Below are 16,178 nucleotides of genomic sequence, written 5' to 3'. Positions count from 1 at the left end.
ATCTTGCAATTCTTGCCTTGAGTACATGGGTATGATATAGTGTTTATGGAAATACTGGAAATAGTTCGTCTGCAAAGAGTGGGAAATTCCCACTCTTTCATTTTCAAAAGGAGGCTGAAAATGGCTAGCGTTATCGCGAAGATGACAGATGATTTGATTTCCCCGATTTTGCGCGAAATGAATCTGGAACTCGTTGATATCGAATACGTCAAAGAGGGAAAGAACCGCTTCTTGCGTGTTTTTATTGATACTCCTCATGGTGTAGATCTAGATACATGCGCCGCTGTCAGCGAAAAATTGAGTGAAGCTCTCGATGAGAAAGATCCAATAAAAGAAGCGTATTTTCTTGAAGTGTCTTCACCCGGTGCAGAACGACCGTTGAAGAAGTTCGGAGATTTCGAGAAAGCCGTGGGAAAAGATGTTCATCTAACCACCTATGAACCTATTGATGGTGACAAAGTATTTGAAGGTAATCTTACTGAAGTGAACAAGGATTATATTGTACTCGCTATCAAGAACAAGACAAGAGTAACTCATGTGACTCTGCCTTTTGACAAGATTGCGAGCAGTCGACTTGCGATCATTTTTTAAGATAGAACTGCCTAGAAAAAAGGGGAGAACAAAATGAGCAGTGATTTGTTAGAAGCGCTCACCGCATTGGAGAAAGATAAAGGAATCAGCAAGGAAGTGCTGCTGGACGCTTTGGAAGCGGCTCTGATTTCCGCTTATAAACGAAACTTTGACCAGGCGCAAAATGTGCGGGTTGATATCAATGAAGGCTTGGGACAGATCAAGGTATTCGCCAGAAAAGAAGTTGCTGAAGCAGTAGAAAATGGTAACTTGCAGATTTCTCTCGAACAAGCGAAGAGCCTGAATCCTCATTACCAAGTCGGCGATACTGTTGAGATCGAAGTAACGCCGCGTAATTTTGGTCGTATCGCCGCTCAGACAGCAAAGCAGGTTGTGACACAACGTGTTCGTGAAGCGGAACGAGGTGTGATTTATTCGGAATTCATTGACCGCGAAGACGATATTATGACAGGTATCGTTCAAAGGATCGACCATCGATTTATTTATGTTGATCTTGGCAGGGTTGAGGCATTATTGCCACAAGCGGAACAGATGCCAAATGAAACCTACCGGCCTCACGATCGCATTAAAGTTTATCTCACAAAGGTAGAAGACGCGAAAAAAGGACCGATGATTACCGTATCACGGACGCATCCGGGTCTCCTAAAACGTTTGTTTGAATTGGAAGTTCCTGAAATCTTTGATGGAACGGTTGAGATCAAATCAATTTCCCGAGAAGCCGGCGACCGTTCGAAAATAGCGGTGCACGCGGCGGATCCGGCAGTGGATGCTGTCGGCGCATGTGTCGGACAAAAGGGTGCTCGCGTTCAAACCATCGTCAATGAACTCAAAGGCGAGAAAATTGATATTGTGCGGTGGTCTGAGGATCCTGTAACCTATGTTGCCAATGCACTCAGTCCTTCGAAAGTAGTAAAGGTTATTGTTCATGAAGAGGAGAAGGCGACAACTGTTGTCGTTCCTGATTACCAACTTTCCTTAGCGATCGGCAAGCGTGGTCAAAACGCTCGTCTTGCTGCCAAGCTGACCAGTTGGAAAATCGATATTAAGAGTGAATCTGAAGCAGAAGAAATCGGACTCTTTGATGATGATTCTGTTTCAGAGAGTGCCGACGCTCAAACAGAAAATCAGTTATCTGATGAACATACTGAAGTCGGCGCTGAGGATTCATCTGAATCTGAGCAAGACTAAGGAGGCTTCTTAGATGCCGAAACAGCGGAAAATTCCGTTACGCAAGTGTATTGCCTGTCAGGAATCCACTGAGAAAAAAGGGCTCTTCCGCATCGTTCGCTCCCCTGAAGGAGACGTTTCTCTAGATTTGACGGGAAAGAAAAACGGACGAGGGGCGTATCTCTCAAAAAAAGCGGATTGCATAAAAAAAGCAAAAGACAAAAACCTGCTCTCCAGACATTTAGGTGTTACTGTGCCGGATCATGTTTTCGAAGAGATGACCGACTATTTAGAGGCACATTCTATCGATGCCCAGTAATGGCTGGACATCATTTTTGGGACTTGCGCAACGGGCAGGGAAAGTAAGTTCCGGAGAAAAAACGGTTATGCGATTGATTCGTCAGGGAAAGGCCAAAGCAGTAATTTTGTCTGCGGACGCTTCTGAACGAACACGGAAAACGATTAGTAATAAGTGTAGTTTCTATCACGTTCCGCTTTTGACCGTACCGGATAGAGAGGTGCTCGGCCAGGCGATTGGTCAGCCTTCACGCGTGATCATCGCGGTCACGGACAGTGGTTTCGCAGGCCAGCTGATCGGAAGGATCGGACCATCATCACGGGGGTGAATATATGAGTAAAATGCGTGTATATGAATATGCTAAGGAGCATCACGTATCCAGTAAAGTGATCATAACGAAATTAGAAGAACTTGGCTTTGATGTGAAAAGCCATATGTCGATTATTGCAGATAATGCGATTAGCCAATTGAATCGAAAAATGAACGGCGGCGCGGCTTCACCTGTTCAAAAGGTAACTGCAAAGCCAAATAAAAACAAAGCAGAGGGTCCAGTGAATCAAACAAAAACCAAAGAAAAGAAACCAACTCAGACAACGTCAAATTTAAGAAATACGGATAGGAATACAAATTCAAGACCAGCAAGATCGCGATCCGGGGAAACGGGAAGCGGCAGAAAGCCAACTGGAAGCAATCCAAACAACAATGAACGCAATCGCTTTGGCGGTAATGGAAACAATAATTATGGCGGACGCAGAAGTTATGGCAACAGAAATCGGAATAATAGAAGGAGAGGCGCAGCGCAGCAAGCAAATCGGCAGCGTCTTGAAATCAAGCTTCCGGAAAAAATTATGTTGTCCGGATCGCTGACAGTCGGTCAATTTGCTGAAAAATTAGGCCGTCCTTCAACAGATATAATCAAAAAACTGATGGCGTTAGGTGTTATGGCGACCAAAAATCAGGATTTGGATAAGGATACAATCGAACTGCTTGCAAACGACTATGGTGTTGCGGTAGAAGAAGAAGTGTTTGTTGACGAAGCAAGCTTTGAGGATGATATACCTGAAATCGATGAAAAGACAGCCGTTATTCGTCCTCCGGTTGTCACCATCATGGGGCATGTTGACCATGGTAAAACGACCTTACTTGACTCGATCCGCCACACGAAAGTGACTGCAGGCGAAGCTGGCGGTATTACCCAGCATATCGGCGCATATCAAATCGTGCACAACGGCAAGAAGATTACATTCCTAGATACACCTGGCCATGCGGCGTTTACAACAATGCGTGCGCGCGGAGCGGAAATTACCGATATTACAGTCTTAGTTGTAGCCGCAGATGACGGTGTCATGCCGCAAACTATCGAAGCTATTCACCATGCTCGTGCAGCCAAGGTGCCGATTATTGTTGCTGTCAACAAAATTGACAAGCCTAACGCAAATCCTGATCATGTAATGCAGGAACTTTCCGATCAAGGACTTGTGCCTGAAGATTGGGGCGGGGATACCATCTTTGTTAAGATCTCCGCAAAAAAAGGCACGGGTATTGACGATCTATTGGAAATGATTTTGCTTGTCGCTGAAATGGAAGAGTTTAAAGCCAATCCAGAAAATGTGGCAAGAGGCGCGGTTATTGAGGCCGAACTTGATAAAGGAAAGGGTCCGATTGCGACTTTGCTTGTTCAAAACGGCTCGCTTCATATTGGAGATCCGATTGTTGTCGGCAACACGTTTGGACGTGTCCGGGCGATGGTCAACGACATTGGTCGGCGGGTGAAGAAAGCAACACCATCAACACCGGTTGAGATCACAGGTTTGAACAATGTTCCACAGGCAGGAGATCAATTCGTTGTTTTTGATGATGAGAAAAAGGCGCGTCAGATTGGTGAAATTCGCGCAGAACGCGCGTTGATTACGGAACGTAAAGAAACGAAAAGCAAGGTTAGCCTTGACGATTTGTTTGAACAGATCAAGGAAGGCGATATGAAGGAGATCAATCTAGTCATCAAAGCAGATGTTCAAGGGTCTGTAGAAGCATTGTCCGGATCCTTGAAGAAGATTGATGTCGATGGTGTGAAAATAAATATTATTCATGCCGGTGCCGGCGGAATCAGCGAGTCGGATATCATTCTTGCTTCTGCTTCGAATGCGATCATCATTGGATTTAACGTACGTCCAGATAACCACGCTCAAAAAGTGGCTGAAGAAGAAAAAGTGGATATCCGCTTGTATCGTGTGATCTATGACGCTATTGATGAAATGGAAGCGGCCATGAAGGGTATGCTGGATCCTGAATTCAAGGAAAAAGTGATCGGGCAACTTGAAGTCCGTACGACTTTCAAGGTTTCTAAAATTGGGACCATTGCCGGCTGTTACGTGACGGACGGCTTGATTTCCAGAGATGCTGGAATTCGTCTTGTACGCAACGGTGTTGTTATTTATGAAGGACATGTCGATACATTGAAACGGTTTAAAGATGATGCCAAAGAAGTTAAGGCTGGTTTCGAATGTGGCCTGACACTCGAAAATTTCAATGACATCAAAGAAGGCGACACGATGGAAGCTTATGTGATGGAAGAAGTTAAGCCTAAATGATCATCGGTGTCGTGCGCTGTGAATGTATGCTTTTTTGCGCCCATTCATTGAAGGAAAAGCGATCGGTTATTAAGAGTATCCTTCGAAAAGCTGCGGATGGACACAATCTATCAGCCAGTGAAGTGGGTTATCAGGATACATGGCAGCGTGCTGAACTCGCATTTGTTTGTGTGGGTTCTTCTAAGGTTCCGGTTGAACGCGAACTGGCACGTGCGCTTGCGATTATTGACTTTCGGACAGAGATTGAACGTGTTCATACGGAATACGAATGGTTGTAAAAAGGAGGGTGGACTCCATGGCTAATTTGAGGGTTCATCGCGTCGCAGAGCAGATGAAAAAAGAAATGAGCGACATAATTGGAAATCGGATCAAGGATCCGCGCGTCGGTTTTGTAACGGTTACCGGCGTTGAAGTGACTGGCGATCTTCAGGAAGCCACGGTATATATTAGTGTATTTGGCGATGATGAAAAGAAACAAGCGTCACTCGAAGGATTGAATAAAGCTAAGGGGTTTGTTCGCAGCGAAATCGGCAAGCGAATTCGTTTACGCAAGACCCCTGAAATAGCATTTAAAATCGATGAATCAGTTGAATATGGCAGCCATATTGACCAATTAATTAACAACTTACATCGAAAAGATTAACCGGTACGTGAAATAAGGATTCTACGCAAACATTTATTCTTAGAAAAACTAAGAGATTTTGGGAGGATGAACGATGCCGGAGTATAACGGCTTGTTGCCTCTCTATAAGCCAAAGGGTATGACTTCTCATGATTGCGTCTTTCAGATGCGAAAATTGCTGAAGTTCCGAAAAATCGGTCATACAGGGACACTGGATCCTGCTGTAGAAGGTGTTTTGGTCTTATGTCTAGGGAAGGCGACTAAAATTGCCCAGTATTTATTAGATTACAGCAAGGCGTATCAAGGCGTCATTCGTCTTGGCACGTCAACGACAACAGAAGATGCTGAGGGTGAAGTTATTGACAGCAAGACGGTTAGCGAAAGCTTTGCTAAAGAAACCGTTGAGCATGCGATGCAATCGTTGGTTGGCGAAATCGAGCAATCCGCGCCAATGTATAGTGCTGTGAAAGTAAATGGCAGAAAACTATACGAATACGCACGTGCGGGTATCCCGGTTACGCCTCCGATTCGCAAAGTCTCGATCTATCAATTTGAAGTAGACAGCGACGCGTCTTCATTTTCAATGGATCTTCCGTTTAAAGTGTCATGCAGCAAGGGAACCTACATTAGAACGTTAGCAGTCGCTCTCGGGCAACGAATGGGATACCCCGCACATTTGCATTGTATGACTCGGATTCAGGCAGGTCCTTTCTCACTTGCTGATTGTTTCACTTTCGAACAGATTGAACAGGTGCTTGCGGAGGACCGTTTTGCTGATACTTTAAAGCCATTGGCATATGGTTTAAGTCTTATGGATCGTTGGGTTGTTAGTGATGAACTTGTGGAAAAAATTGCGCATGGCGCAATACTTCCCGCTCCGGAACAGTTCGGGGCGGGACCTCATGCTGTTTTTACAGAGCAGGATGAATGTCTCGCAATCTATCGTCGTCATCCCGAAAAACCAGGTATGGTTAAGCCTGACAAGGTCCTTGCGAGCGATCCGAATAGTTAAACGTATCGATCAGAAACATGAGTTTACAAGAATTGAAGGTGCCTGTTATGGAGCGCGTTTTTTTAGACGGGCGGCCATTTATTGAACAAATGGACAGCCATGAAAGAGTTATCGCGTTAGGTTATTTTGATGGTGTGCATCTTGGTCATCAAAAAGTCATTAAGACTGCGGTCAAGATTGCAGAAGAAAAAGGATTGTCAGCTGCAGTCATGACGTTTTACCCGCATCCGTCCGTTGTCTTGCGTCCGGATTCAAAGCGAGAGACGGAATTGACTCCAAATGCGATAAAAGCCGAACTGATGGAAAAGTTAGGGGTGCACACACTCTATTTTGTCAAATTTGACCGAACGCTTAGCCGTTTGTCACCACAGGATTTTGTTGACCAGTATCTGATCCAGTTGCATGCCAAGCATGTCGTTGCGGGATATGATTTCACTTTCGGACGCAAAGCTATGGGAACGATGCAGAATATCGGTGACTATTCACGCAGTATGTTCAGCTATACGATGGTGCCCAAAGTTGAATTATTTGGTGCTAAAATCAGTACGAGTCATATTCGTTCATTAATTGAACAAGGTGCTGTAGAAGAAGCTGAAGAATTGCTTGGAAGACCTTATCAGACGACAGGGGTCGTCATCCATGGTGACAAGCGCGGCCGCACCCTAGGCTTTCCTACGGCCAATGTAGATAAGGATGAGGCTTTTCTTATTCCTGCGAATGGCGTCTACGCGGTTCAGCTAATTGTTGATGGCGAGCCGCTAAACGGCGTTTGCAGCGTTGGTCTTAGACCCACCTTTTATAATAAAGATGAGGCGATCCAAACAGTTGAAGTTTACGTGCTCGATTTTAAAGGCAATTTGTACGATAAAAAGGTGAGCATCAATTGGTATAAGCACTTGCGGCCAGAATTAAAATTCAACAGCGCTGAAGAACTGATTGTTCAAATGGACAAAGATAAAGAAGAGACACGGAACTTTTTTCTGGCAAAGTAGCCTTATACTATTCACTTAAATGACTTGAATTACGTTCGAAAAAAGTGTATTATGATCCAGTACGATTTGATTTTACAAGAACCTAGGCTTGGCTGTTTGCTCCACCGGCGACAGCGAAGCTTATGGGGATTTTAGATTAGGAGGTGAACGCAAGTGGCTTTAACAAAAGAAGAAAAAACGAACCTGATTCATGAGTTTGCGACTCATGAAAACGATACGGGTTCACCGGAAGTACAGATCGCTGTACTAACCAAACAGATTAATTCGTTAAATGATCATCTGAAGCAGCACAAGAAAGATCATCATTCACGCCGCGGACTTCTGAAAATGGTCGGCAAACGCCGTAACCTTCTCACATATCTTCGTGAAAATGATGTCAAGAGATATCGCGAGCTCATTAACAAATTGGGCCTGCGCCGATAAGAAAAAAAAGAAGCGGGAGCATTCCCGCTTTTTTATTCATATATGGAGATTTGCGTGCCAAAAAAATTAGATTTTTTAGGACGCTCAGACAGATTTATCATGGGGAAAGAGGTGTTAAGGATGGTGCAAGCAGAGAAAAAAGTATATCAATTTGACTGGGCAGGTCGGAACCTTCGCGTTGAAATTGGTGAAGTTGCCAAGCAGGCGAATGGTGCGGCACTGGTTTATTACGGAGACACAGTCATTTTGTCAACAGTCACAGCTTCTAAAGAACCTAAGGACGGATCTTTTTTTCCTCTGACGGTCAATTATGAGGAGCGGGCATATGCAGTTGGGAAAATACCTGGCGGTTTTATCAAAAGAGAAGGGCGTCCGAGCGACAAAGCAACACTGTCTGCTCGAATGATCGACCGCCCGATCCGGCCATTATTTCCTGAAGGTTTTCGAAATGAAGTACTGATCGGCAATATGGTGCTCAGTCTTGATCTGAATAATAGTGCGCAAATGGCAGCAATGGTTGGTTCCTCAATCGCTCTTTCCCTATCAGATGTACCGTTTAATGGACCAATCGCCGGTGTCATCGTGGGTAGAATTGACGGTGAATTTATTGTTAATCCGACCGTAGAGCAAGAAAAGCAGAGTGACTTGCATCTGACTGTTGCCGGAACAAAAGACGCGATTAATATGGTAGAGGCCGGTGCCGATCAGATTCCTGAGGAAACGATGCTTGACGCGATCCTGTTCGCACATGAGCAAATCAAGAAGCTGATTGCCTTCGAAGAAGAAATTATTTCAGAGAACGGCAAAGAAAAGATGAATGTGAAACTCTACAAAGCGGATGAGGCGCTTGTGCAGCGGATTCGCAGGTTAACCGGTAATAAGCTTGACCTCGCAATGCGAACCGAGGAAAAGCAAGCACGTGATGCTGCGATTCAATCGGTGAACACATCGGTAGTTTCCATCTTTGAGGAAGAAAATAAGAACGCTGAGATTCAGGTCGACCTTGCTCTTGTTGCGGATGTTTTACATACAATTCTTAAAGAAGAGGTTCGGCGCATGATTGTCAAGGAACATCTTCGTCCGGATGGACGGGCGATTAATGAGATTCGTCCTTTATCCGCGCGCGTCGGATTGCTTCCGCGTGCTCATGGGTCAGGGTTATTTACACGCGGTCAAACGCAAGCGCTCAGTGTGTGTACGCTTGCGCCAATTGGCGAGGCACAAGCATTGGATGATTTTGATGCTGAAGACTCGAAGCATTTCCTGCATCACTATAATTTTCCGGGGTTCAGTACCGGCGAAGCAAAGGCGTCGCGCTCACCGGGGAGAAGAGAAATCGGACATGGAGCACTTGGCGAACGCGCGCTTGCGCCGGTTATTCCGAACCCGCAAGATTTCCCGTATATGATCCGTTGCGTGTCTGAAGTGCTTGAATCAAATGGCTCTTCATCCCAAGCAAGTATTTGTGGGAGTACCTTAGCCTTGATGGATGCCGGAGTGCCGATCAAAGCGCCCGTGGCTGGTATCGCGATGGGCCTCGTGAAGCATGGCGATGATGTTGTGGTTCTAACCGACATTCAAGGCATGGAAGATTCTCTAGGCGATATGGATTTCAAATGTGCGGGAACGGAAAAAGGTGTGACTGCCTTGCAGATGGACATCAAAATTTCAGGTGTGACACGTGAAATTTTGAGCCGGGCGTTGGAGCAGGCAAGAGAGGGACGGATGAAAATAATGGAAACGATCCTCTCAACGATTGCGGCACCTCGCGACCATCTTGCACCTTTCGCACCGAAAATTATCCAATTAACCATTAATCCGAATAAAATAAGAGATGTTATTGGACCTAGCGGCAAGATGATTAATAAGATCATTGATGAGACCGGCGTGAAAATTGATATTGAGCAAAACGGGTCAATTATGATTTTTTCCGTTAATGAAGATAGTGGGAAAAAAGCAAAGGAAATCATTGAAAATTTAGTTCGAGTCGCGCATGTCGGCGAAATATTTGTTGGCAAGGTGAAACGCATTGAAAAATTCGGCGCTTTTGTTTCTTTGTTCGGACATACAGATGGATTAGTCCATATCTCTGAATTAGATTTGAAACGAGTGGACAAAGTGGAGGATGTTGTATCGATTGGTGATGATATTCGGGTGAAGGTGATTGAGGTCGATCATCAAGGCCGAATAAAACTTTCGCGTAAACTGCTGCTTGAACAAGGTGATCATGTAGCCGAAAAGACTCAGGAATCAGCTTCTCAGTAAACTAAATGTAGTGATGTATTGAGCAGGATTCCCTGTTTTTTTTCGTATACAATTTTAGAAAGAATCAGTATAAGCAATCTAAGGATTCGCCTGCGCCATTGCCCTGGCTCAGGCGAATTTTCTAACAGGTAAAGAAAGTTTATCGTTTTGCCTTGCCGGTATGACGATATGGTCATAAGATTCGGATGGACGATTAGGAAAGCCGCCCAATCTAAGAAATAAACGGAAAAATTCCGCTTATTTAGAAAATGAATGAAAAAATAGCTTAAATAGACGGAGAGATTCCGCTTATCGTATCGAAAAACGTGAAAATAGAGGGTTTTTCCGTGCATAAGCGGAAAAATTACCCTTATTTACCTGTAAAACAAGCACCATGATGCAAATAGCCGGAAAATCTCCGCTTATTTTTTTCCGGCCACGTTACTTAATTAAGGATCAAAATGATTCGTGAACTAGAACTGTTTGTTCAAGATAAGCTTGATGATTCAAAACCGCATTTAGTGAAAGTCATCACATCCTGCGGAAGTAAGGACCGGGCGCTTTTTGCCCGGTTTTTCTAACTCTGGAAAATAGCCGGCAATCTTTCTAGTGTTGCATTTTTTCCTGCTTAACAACATATAATTTTCCAATTGAGTGATGGTAAAAATTACGCCAACGTGAATAAAGTTGGAAAATGTCGAATCTATTTGTGTGCTTATTTTCATCGTGATATAGTAGATAGTAATTTGATAGATTAACGTATTGATAAGCTAGCAGGAGGATTCGTTTGTGGTTATAAAAAAAAGTTTGTCAAACGGTGTGCGCATTTTGCTGGAGAACATTCCTACGGTACGATCGGTTACCATTGGCATTTGGGTTGGTACAGGTTCCAGGTATGAAAATGAATCGAACAACGGGATCTCTCATTTTATTGAACACATGCTGTTTAAAGGCACGGAAACACGCAGTGCACGTGAAATCGCTGAAGCCTTCGATATAATTGGCGGTCAGGTGAATGCATTCACCTCTAAAGAAAGTACATGTTATTATGCGAAAGTGATGGATAAAGATGCCGGTTATGCGATTCAAGTGCTTGCCGATATGTTTTTTCATTCGCGCTTTGATAAAGAAGATATGGAAAAGGAAAAACAAGTCATCGGTGAGGAAATTAAAATGTACGAAGATACGCCGGATGACCTTGTTCATGATCTGCTCAGTGCGACAAGCTTCGCACATCATCCGCTAGGATACCCGATTCTTGGGACGCAGAAGACACTGGCGGATTTTGGACCGGATGACTTAAGAGCGTACATGCGGACGCATTACACGCCGGACAATATTGTTATTTCTGTCGCAGGTAATGTAACCGAAGACTTCATTAGTGATATAGAAGCGATCTTCTCAGAATATGAAATTCCAGATGCGGATGAACGTCAGCCTGCTCCTTCATTCAATCCTGGGAAGATTGCCCGCAAGAAAGAAACGGAGCAGGCACATATCTGTCTCGGTTTTGCCGGTTACAGCAGCCGAGATCAGGCTATGGCGCCCCTAATGGTGATGAATAATGCACTGGGTGGTGGTATGAGCAGCCGGTTGTTTCAGGAGATTCGCGAGGAACGCGGACTCGCATATTCTGTTTTTTCATTTCACACGGCGTTCAAGGACAGTGGGTTGCTCACCATTTATGGCGGAACGGGTGCGAACCAAGTTGAAGATCTCGGGAAAACGATTCTTGAGACGATTCATCAATTAGTTAAAAAAGGAATCTCAAAAAAAGAACTTGAGAGCAGCAAGGCACAAATAAAGGGCAATATGATTTTTGGCCTTGAAAGCACAAACAGTCGAATGGGAAGAAATGCGAAGAATGAACTCATTCTTGGAAAAGATCGATCAATTGACGAGACAATTGCGTCGATCGACGCAGTCACTTTAAGTGATGTTGACGATGTGGCGAAAGAGGTATTTGAGAAGCCTTATTCGTGTTCTGTTGTCAGCCCTACAGGAAACCTTCCCATTGCCCTTTGAAGAAAATATTCCTAAGTAAATTGCCAGATTTAAACCGACTCGGATTCATTTGACTCCGGGTCTTTTTGTTGCGCCCAATGATTTCACACTACCGGGTATTTGTCATACCATAAAGTGTTGAAGAAAATACGGCTATGCACGAAAAAGGATGTAAATAGCCAAGCGGAGGGACAGTCGATGCTGACAAACAGACATATTGTGATCATGGGAGGGGACGCCCGACAGATTGAAGTAATCAATAAATTAACTGCGCTTGATGCTCATCTGTCGCTTGTCGGTTTCGATCAGCTGGATAGAAATTTTAACGGTGCTACAAAAATGAACATGGATGAGATTAATGCAAAAGATGTAGACAGCATTATTCTTCCTGTGAGTGGAACTGATGCTGAGGGCGTTGTTGAAACGACCTTCTCGAATGAAACGGTAAGACTTACAAAAGAGTGGCTGGCTGAGACACCAGAACATTGTGCGATTTATTCTGGAATTTCAACCCCCTATCTCAATGATATTACTCATGAAACACAACGCGAGATCGTGAAACTATTCGCCAGAGATGATGTGGCGATATACAATTCCATTCCCACCGTTGAAGGAACGCTGATGATGGTCATTCAGAATACAGATATCACGATACATCATGCAAATGTAATCGTGCTCGGTCTTGGGCGAACAGGTATGAGTATCACACGTGCGTTTCACGCGTTAGGCGCACATGTAAAAGTTGGATCACGCAATCCGGAACAAATTGCACGTGCAGTGGAAATGGGTGTCAACGCTTTTTATCTGAAAGATTTGGAAACCGAAGTGGAAGGCAATGAGATATGCATAAATACAATTCCAGCAATGGTGCTGACAAGCAAAGTCTTATCAAAAATGCCAGCAAGCAGTTTTATCATTGATATCGCATCACTCCCAGGTGGTACCGATTTTCGCTATGCCAAAAAAAGAGGCATTAAAGCAATGATTACTCCGGGTTTGCCGGGTATGGTAGCACCAAAGACTGCCGGAAGGATAATAGCAAACGTTCTCGCTGAATTATTGTTAACTAAATTCTCAGAGGAGGATGGGGAATGAGTCTAGAAGGAAAGCATATAGGTGTTGGCATCACAGGCTCACATTGCACGTATAGTCAAGTTGTCCCCCAAATTGAAAAGCTGGTAGCAGCTGGTTGCAATGTATCAATATTTGTTACGTACACAGTTAAGACGACGGATACCCGTTTTGGAAAAGCAAGTGATTGGATCAGCAAGGTTGAAGAAATAAGTGGGAAAAAAGTGGTTGACTCGATTGTTGATGCTGAGCCGTATGGACCCAAAACGCCTCTTGATTGTATGGTCATTGCGCCGCTGACCGGAAATTCAATGAGTAAATTTGCCAATGCGCAAACAGATAGTCCGGTATTAATGGCTGCAAAGGCAACGCTGAGAAACGGGAGTCCGGTTGTTCTTGGCATCTCAACGAATGACGGCTTAGGCTTGAACTTGCAGAACATCGCTAAATTAATTGTCGCAAAGAATATCTATTTTATCCCATTTGGTCAGGACGATTCGGTCAACAAACCGAATTCGCTTGTTTCTCACATGGAACTGCTTACAGATACCGTTGAAAACGCTCTGCTTGGAAAACAAACACAACCAATACTCCTCGAAAAATCCAGAGGAAATAAATAATCTCGACTTCTCCTTGATTTAATGTGATAAAATAAAACTGTATTTTTCGGTAAGAAGGACATTTTTAAGAATTGTCCTTTTCTTTAAGCCGCTATTGATTATATAATAGTAGAAAAAAGCAGTTAGTTTATAGAGGAGAGATGGTTTTGCTTAAATCAGAAGGTTTAAATGTAGCAGTCGTCGGTGTCACTGGCGCTGTTGGTACGCGAATGCTTAAAATGCTCGAAAGTTCACCATTGCCGGTTAAATCTCTTTTTCCGCTTGCTTCGGTGCGATCCGCCGGGAAAAAGGTACTATTTTGCGGTAAAGAATGGACGATTGAAGAAGCGAAGCCTGAATCATTTGAGCATATAGATATTGCTTTGTTCAGCGCAGGGGGCTCGGTTTCGAAACAGCTTGCGCCAGAAGCAGCAAAACGAGGCGCGATTGTTATCGACAATACGAGCGCGTTTCGTATGGATAAAGATGTGCCGCTTGTTGTGCCTGAAGTTAATGAACAAGCGCTATTCAAACATCATGGCATTATTGCCAATCCGAACTGCTCGACCATTCAAATGGTCGCAGCCTTGGAACCAATTCGAAAGGCTTATGGTTTAACCCGAATTATTGTTTCCACCTATCAGGCGGTCTCCGGCGCGGGCGCTAAAGCGATCGCGGAACTTGAAAGTCAGTCTAAGGCAGTGCTTGACGGAGAGACCCCGGAAGTTGCGATTATGCCGGTTAAAGGCGACAAAAAGCATTACCAGATGGCATTTAATGCAATTCCACAGATTGATTTGTTTCAACCAAATGATTATACTTTTGAAGAAATGAAAATGATAAATGAGACAAAAAAGATTATGGACGATCAGGAGATCAAAGTGTCTGCGACTTGCGTACGAGTGCCGGTAAGTATTAGCCACGGTGAGTCCGTATACATTGAAATCGACAAAACAGACGTTGCATCGGCTGATTTGAAACATTTGCTCGCCGATGCACCAGGTGTTATTTTGGAAGACGATCCTGCAAATCAAGTCTACCCAATGCCGGCTAGCGCTACCGGAAAAAAAGAAGTTTTTGTTGGGCGTATTCGGCGTGATCCGGATGTAGCAAACGGGTTCCATATGTGGATTGTTTCGGACAATTTACTAAAAGGTGCCGCATGGAATTCAGTACAAATTGCGGAAAGCCTTCTTAAGCTTGGTTTGGTAAAGGTCTGACCACTAGTAACAGCTCCAATTGCTTTTCTGAATGGTCTGCTGGCGGGTCTCGTTTCATGGCGATCTCCCTTATTTGAAAGGGTGGAAGAATTTGAAAATCATTGTACAAAAGTTTGGCGGTACTTCTGTCCAAACGAAAGAGATGAGAGAACGCGCGGTTCATCATGTCGCGCGAGCAGTTGAAAAAGGTTACAAAGTTGTTGTTGTCGTTTCCGCCATGGGACGCTCGGGTGATCCTTATGCGACCGATACGCTGCTTGGACTTGTTGGCCGAGGAGCGACTTCCGCCCGTGAAAAAGACATTTTGATGTCTTGCGGCGAAACCATATCAATGATTGTTTTTTCAAACTTGCTGAAGCAGGCAGGCATTCATTCGGAAGCAATGACAGGTGCCCAGGCCGGTTTTCGAACAAATACTGCGTTCAATGAGGCGAAAATCATTGAAATGAAGGTCACGCCACTCTTGAGACGACTGGAAACATGTGATGCGGTTGTTGTTGCCGGTTTTCAGGGCAGGACTGCAGATGGCGAGATCACAACACTTGGGCGTGGCGGCAGTGACACCTCGGCTGCGGCACTTGGCGCGGCTGTCGATGCTGAATGGATCGATATTTTCACGGATGTCAACGGCGTGATGACTGCCGATCCACGAATTGTCAGTGACGCGCGCAGATTGTCCGTGCTTACCTACAATGAAGTTTGTAATCTCGCTTATCAGGGTGCGAAAGTGATCCATCCGCGTGCGGTAGAAATCGCCATGACATCGAAAATACCGATTCATATCCGGTCGACGATGTCCGATGGTCTTGGAACACTCGTCACAACGATGAATCGCTCAGGCAGAGGACAGGATCTTATCGAGCGCCCGGTTACGGGAATAACTTATGTACGCGATGTCACACAAATCCGTGTGCGCGCAGGTAAAAATGAATTTGGTTTACAGTCAAAAGTGTTCAAAGCGATGGCCGAAAAGGGCATTAGCGTTGATCTGATTAATATTAGCCCAAATGGTGTCGTATACACGGTTAGTGAGCAAGCGACTGAAGGAGCTGTGAACATACTGAAACAGAAAGGCTATTTGCCTGAAGTTCAGATTGGATGCGCAAAAGTTTCTGCGGTTGGGGCAGGTATGGCGGGTGTTCCCGGTGTCGCTTCGAAAATTGTCAATGCATTGACAGAAGAGGGCATTCAGATTTTACAATCCTCTGACTCTCACAACACCATTTGGGTTCTGGTTGAGCAGAAAAAAATGAATGAAGCGGTAAATGCGCTTCATAAAGCCTTTCATCTTGAGGCAGAACAAGAAGAATCAACTTTGAAACATCCTAAACAGGAGTGAAAAAT

General features: G+C 44.5%; 16 protein-coding genes. All 16 read left to right on the top strand.

Features of this window, described 5'->3' with window-relative positions; genetic code table 11:
• Nucleotides 1-120 precede the first annotated feature (120 nt).
• The gene (gene rimP, locus ABWW58_RS03600; protein WP_353867880.1) at nt 121-591 is read left to right on the top strand and encodes a ribosome maturation factor RimP; all 471 of its coding nucleotides are present in this window, start codon (nt 121-123) and stop codon (nt 589-591) included.
• 33 nt (nt 592-624) lie between these two features.
• Nucleotides 625-1,779 (top strand): transcription termination factor NusA, encoded by a 1,155-nt coding sequence (nusA, locus tag ABWW58_RS03595; RefSeq protein ID WP_353867879.1) that lies wholly within the window; start codon nt 625-627, stop codon nt 1,777-1,779.
• 13 nt (nt 1,780-1,792) lie between these two features.
• Nucleotides 1,793-2,077, top strand: coding sequence for an RNase P modulator RnpM (rnpM, locus tag ABWW58_RS03590; RefSeq protein ID WP_353867878.1), 285 nt, complete (start codon nt 1,793-1,795; stop codon nt 2,075-2,077).
• Entirely contained in the window at nt 2,067-2,384 is a 318-nt protein-coding gene (locus ABWW58_RS03585) for a YlxQ family RNA-binding protein (protein ID WP_353867877.1), read from the top strand. The genes rnpM and ABWW58_RS03585 overlap by 11 nt, the downstream gene beginning before the upstream one ends.
• A gap of 4 nt (nt 2,385-2,388) precedes the next feature.
• Nucleotides 2,389-4,647 carry a translation initiation factor IF-2 gene (infB, locus tag ABWW58_RS03580; protein WP_353867876.1) on the top strand — a complete coding sequence of 753 codons (2,259 nt, stop codon included), beginning with the start codon at nt 2,389-2,391 and terminating at the stop codon, nt 4,645-4,647.
• Entirely contained in the window at nt 4,644-4,925 is a 282-nt protein-coding gene (locus ABWW58_RS03575; RefSeq protein ID WP_353867875.1) for a DUF503 domain-containing protein, read from the top strand. Before infB ends, ABWW58_RS03575 begins: the two co-directional genes overlap by 4 nt.
• 17 nt (nt 4,926-4,942) lie before the next feature.
• The gene (rbfA, locus tag ABWW58_RS03570; RefSeq protein ID WP_353867874.1) at nt 4,943-5,290 is read left to right on the top strand and encodes a 30S ribosome-binding factor RbfA; all 348 of its coding nucleotides are present in this window, start codon (nt 4,943-4,945) and stop codon (nt 5,288-5,290) included.
• 73 nt (nt 5,291-5,363) lie between these two features.
• Nucleotides 5,364-6,281, top strand: coding sequence for a tRNA pseudouridine(55) synthase TruB (gene truB, locus ABWW58_RS03565; RefSeq protein ID WP_353867873.1), 918 nt, complete (start codon nt 5,364-5,366; stop codon nt 6,279-6,281).
• Between the two features lie 47 nt (nt 6,282-6,328).
• On the top strand, nt 6,329-7,273 hold the full coding sequence (locus tag ABWW58_RS03560; protein ID WP_353867872.1) for a bifunctional riboflavin kinase/FAD synthetase: 945 nt from the start codon (nt 6,329-6,331) through the stop codon (nt 7,271-7,273).
• A gap of 153 nt (nt 7,274-7,426) precedes the next feature.
• On the top strand, nt 7,427-7,696 hold the full coding sequence (gene rpsO, locus ABWW58_RS03555; protein ID WP_010023317.1) for a 30S ribosomal protein S15: 270 nt from the start codon (nt 7,427-7,429) through the stop codon (nt 7,694-7,696).
• A 123-nt stretch (nt 7,697-7,819) separates the two neighbouring features.
• Nucleotides 7,820-9,961: a polyribonucleotide nucleotidyltransferase gene (gene pnp / locus ABWW58_RS03550; RefSeq protein ID WP_353868294.1), complete on the top strand. Its 2,142-nt coding sequence runs from the start codon at nt 7,820-7,822 to the stop codon at nt 9,959-9,961.
• Nucleotides 9,962-10,729: 768 nt separating this feature from the next.
• On the top strand, nt 10,730-11,965 hold the full coding sequence (locus tag ABWW58_RS03545; RefSeq protein WP_353867871.1) for a M16 family metallopeptidase: 1,236 nt from the start codon (nt 10,730-10,732) through the stop codon (nt 11,963-11,965).
• Between the two features lie 177 nt (nt 11,966-12,142).
• Nucleotides 12,143-13,039, top strand: a complete 897-nt coding sequence (gene dpaA / locus ABWW58_RS03540; protein WP_353867870.1) for a dipicolinic acid synthetase subunit A — start codon at nt 12,143-12,145, stop codon at nt 13,037-13,039.
• Nucleotides 13,036-13,635, top strand: coding sequence for a dipicolinate synthase subunit B (locus tag ABWW58_RS03535; RefSeq protein WP_353867869.1), 600 nt, complete (start codon nt 13,036-13,038; stop codon nt 13,633-13,635). The genes dpaA and ABWW58_RS03535 overlap by 4 nt, the downstream gene beginning before the upstream one ends.
• A gap of 140 nt (nt 13,636-13,775) precedes the next feature.
• Nucleotides 13,776-14,834 carry an aspartate-semialdehyde dehydrogenase gene (asd, locus tag ABWW58_RS03530; protein ID WP_093669466.1) on the top strand — a complete coding sequence of 353 codons (1,059 nt, stop codon included), beginning with the start codon at nt 13,776-13,778 and terminating at the stop codon, nt 14,832-14,834.
• Between the two features lie 91 nt (nt 14,835-14,925).
• Nucleotides 14,926-16,173: an aspartate kinase gene (gene dapG, locus ABWW58_RS03525; RefSeq protein WP_093669464.1), complete on the top strand. Its 1,248-nt coding sequence runs from the start codon at nt 14,926-14,928 to the stop codon at nt 16,171-16,173.
• Nucleotides 16,174-16,178: the final 5 nt, after the last annotated feature.

The sequence above is a fragment of the Sporolactobacillus caesalpiniae genome (assembly GCF_040513385.1).
Lineage (GTDB): Bacteria > Bacillota > Bacilli > Bacillales > Sporolactobacillaceae > Sporolactobacillus.
This window is presented reverse-complemented; position numbering and strand designations above follow the sequence as displayed.

Coding starts and splice junctions, on each gene's coding strand:
- rimP (WP_353867880.1), top strand. CDS start 121: ATGGCTAGCGTTATCGCGAAGATGACAGATGATTTGATTTCCCCGATT.
- nusA (WP_353867879.1), top strand. CDS start 625: ATGAGCAGTGATTTGTTAGAAGCGCTCACCGCATTGGAGAAAGATAAA.
- rnpM (WP_353867878.1), top strand. CDS start 1,793: ATGCCGAAACAGCGGAAAATTCCGTTACGCAAGTGTATTGCCTGTCAG.
- ABWW58_RS03585 (WP_353867877.1), top strand. CDS start 2,067: ATGCCCAGTAATGGCTGGACATCATTTTTGGGACTTGCGCAACGGGCA.
- infB (WP_353867876.1), top strand. CDS start 2,389: ATGAGTAAAATGCGTGTATATGAATATGCTAAGGAGCATCACGTATCC.
- ABWW58_RS03575 (WP_353867875.1), top strand. CDS start 4,644: ATGATCATCGGTGTCGTGCGCTGTGAATGTATGCTTTTTTGCGCCCAT.
- rbfA (WP_353867874.1), top strand. CDS start 4,943: ATGGCTAATTTGAGGGTTCATCGCGTCGCAGAGCAGATGAAAAAAGAA.
- truB (WP_353867873.1), top strand. CDS start 5,364: ATGCCGGAGTATAACGGCTTGTTGCCTCTCTATAAGCCAAAGGGTATG.
- ABWW58_RS03560 (WP_353867872.1), top strand. CDS start 6,329: ATGGAGCGCGTTTTTTTAGACGGGCGGCCATTTATTGAACAAATGGAC.
- dpaA (WP_353867870.1), top strand. CDS start 12,143: ATGCTGACAAACAGACATATTGTGATCATGGGAGGGGACGCCCGACAG.
- ABWW58_RS03535 (WP_353867869.1), top strand. CDS start 13,036: ATGAGTCTAGAAGGAAAGCATATAGGTGTTGGCATCACAGGCTCACAT.
- asd (WP_093669466.1), top strand. CDS start 13,776: ATGGTTTTGCTTAAATCAGAAGGTTTAAATGTAGCAGTCGTCGGTGTC.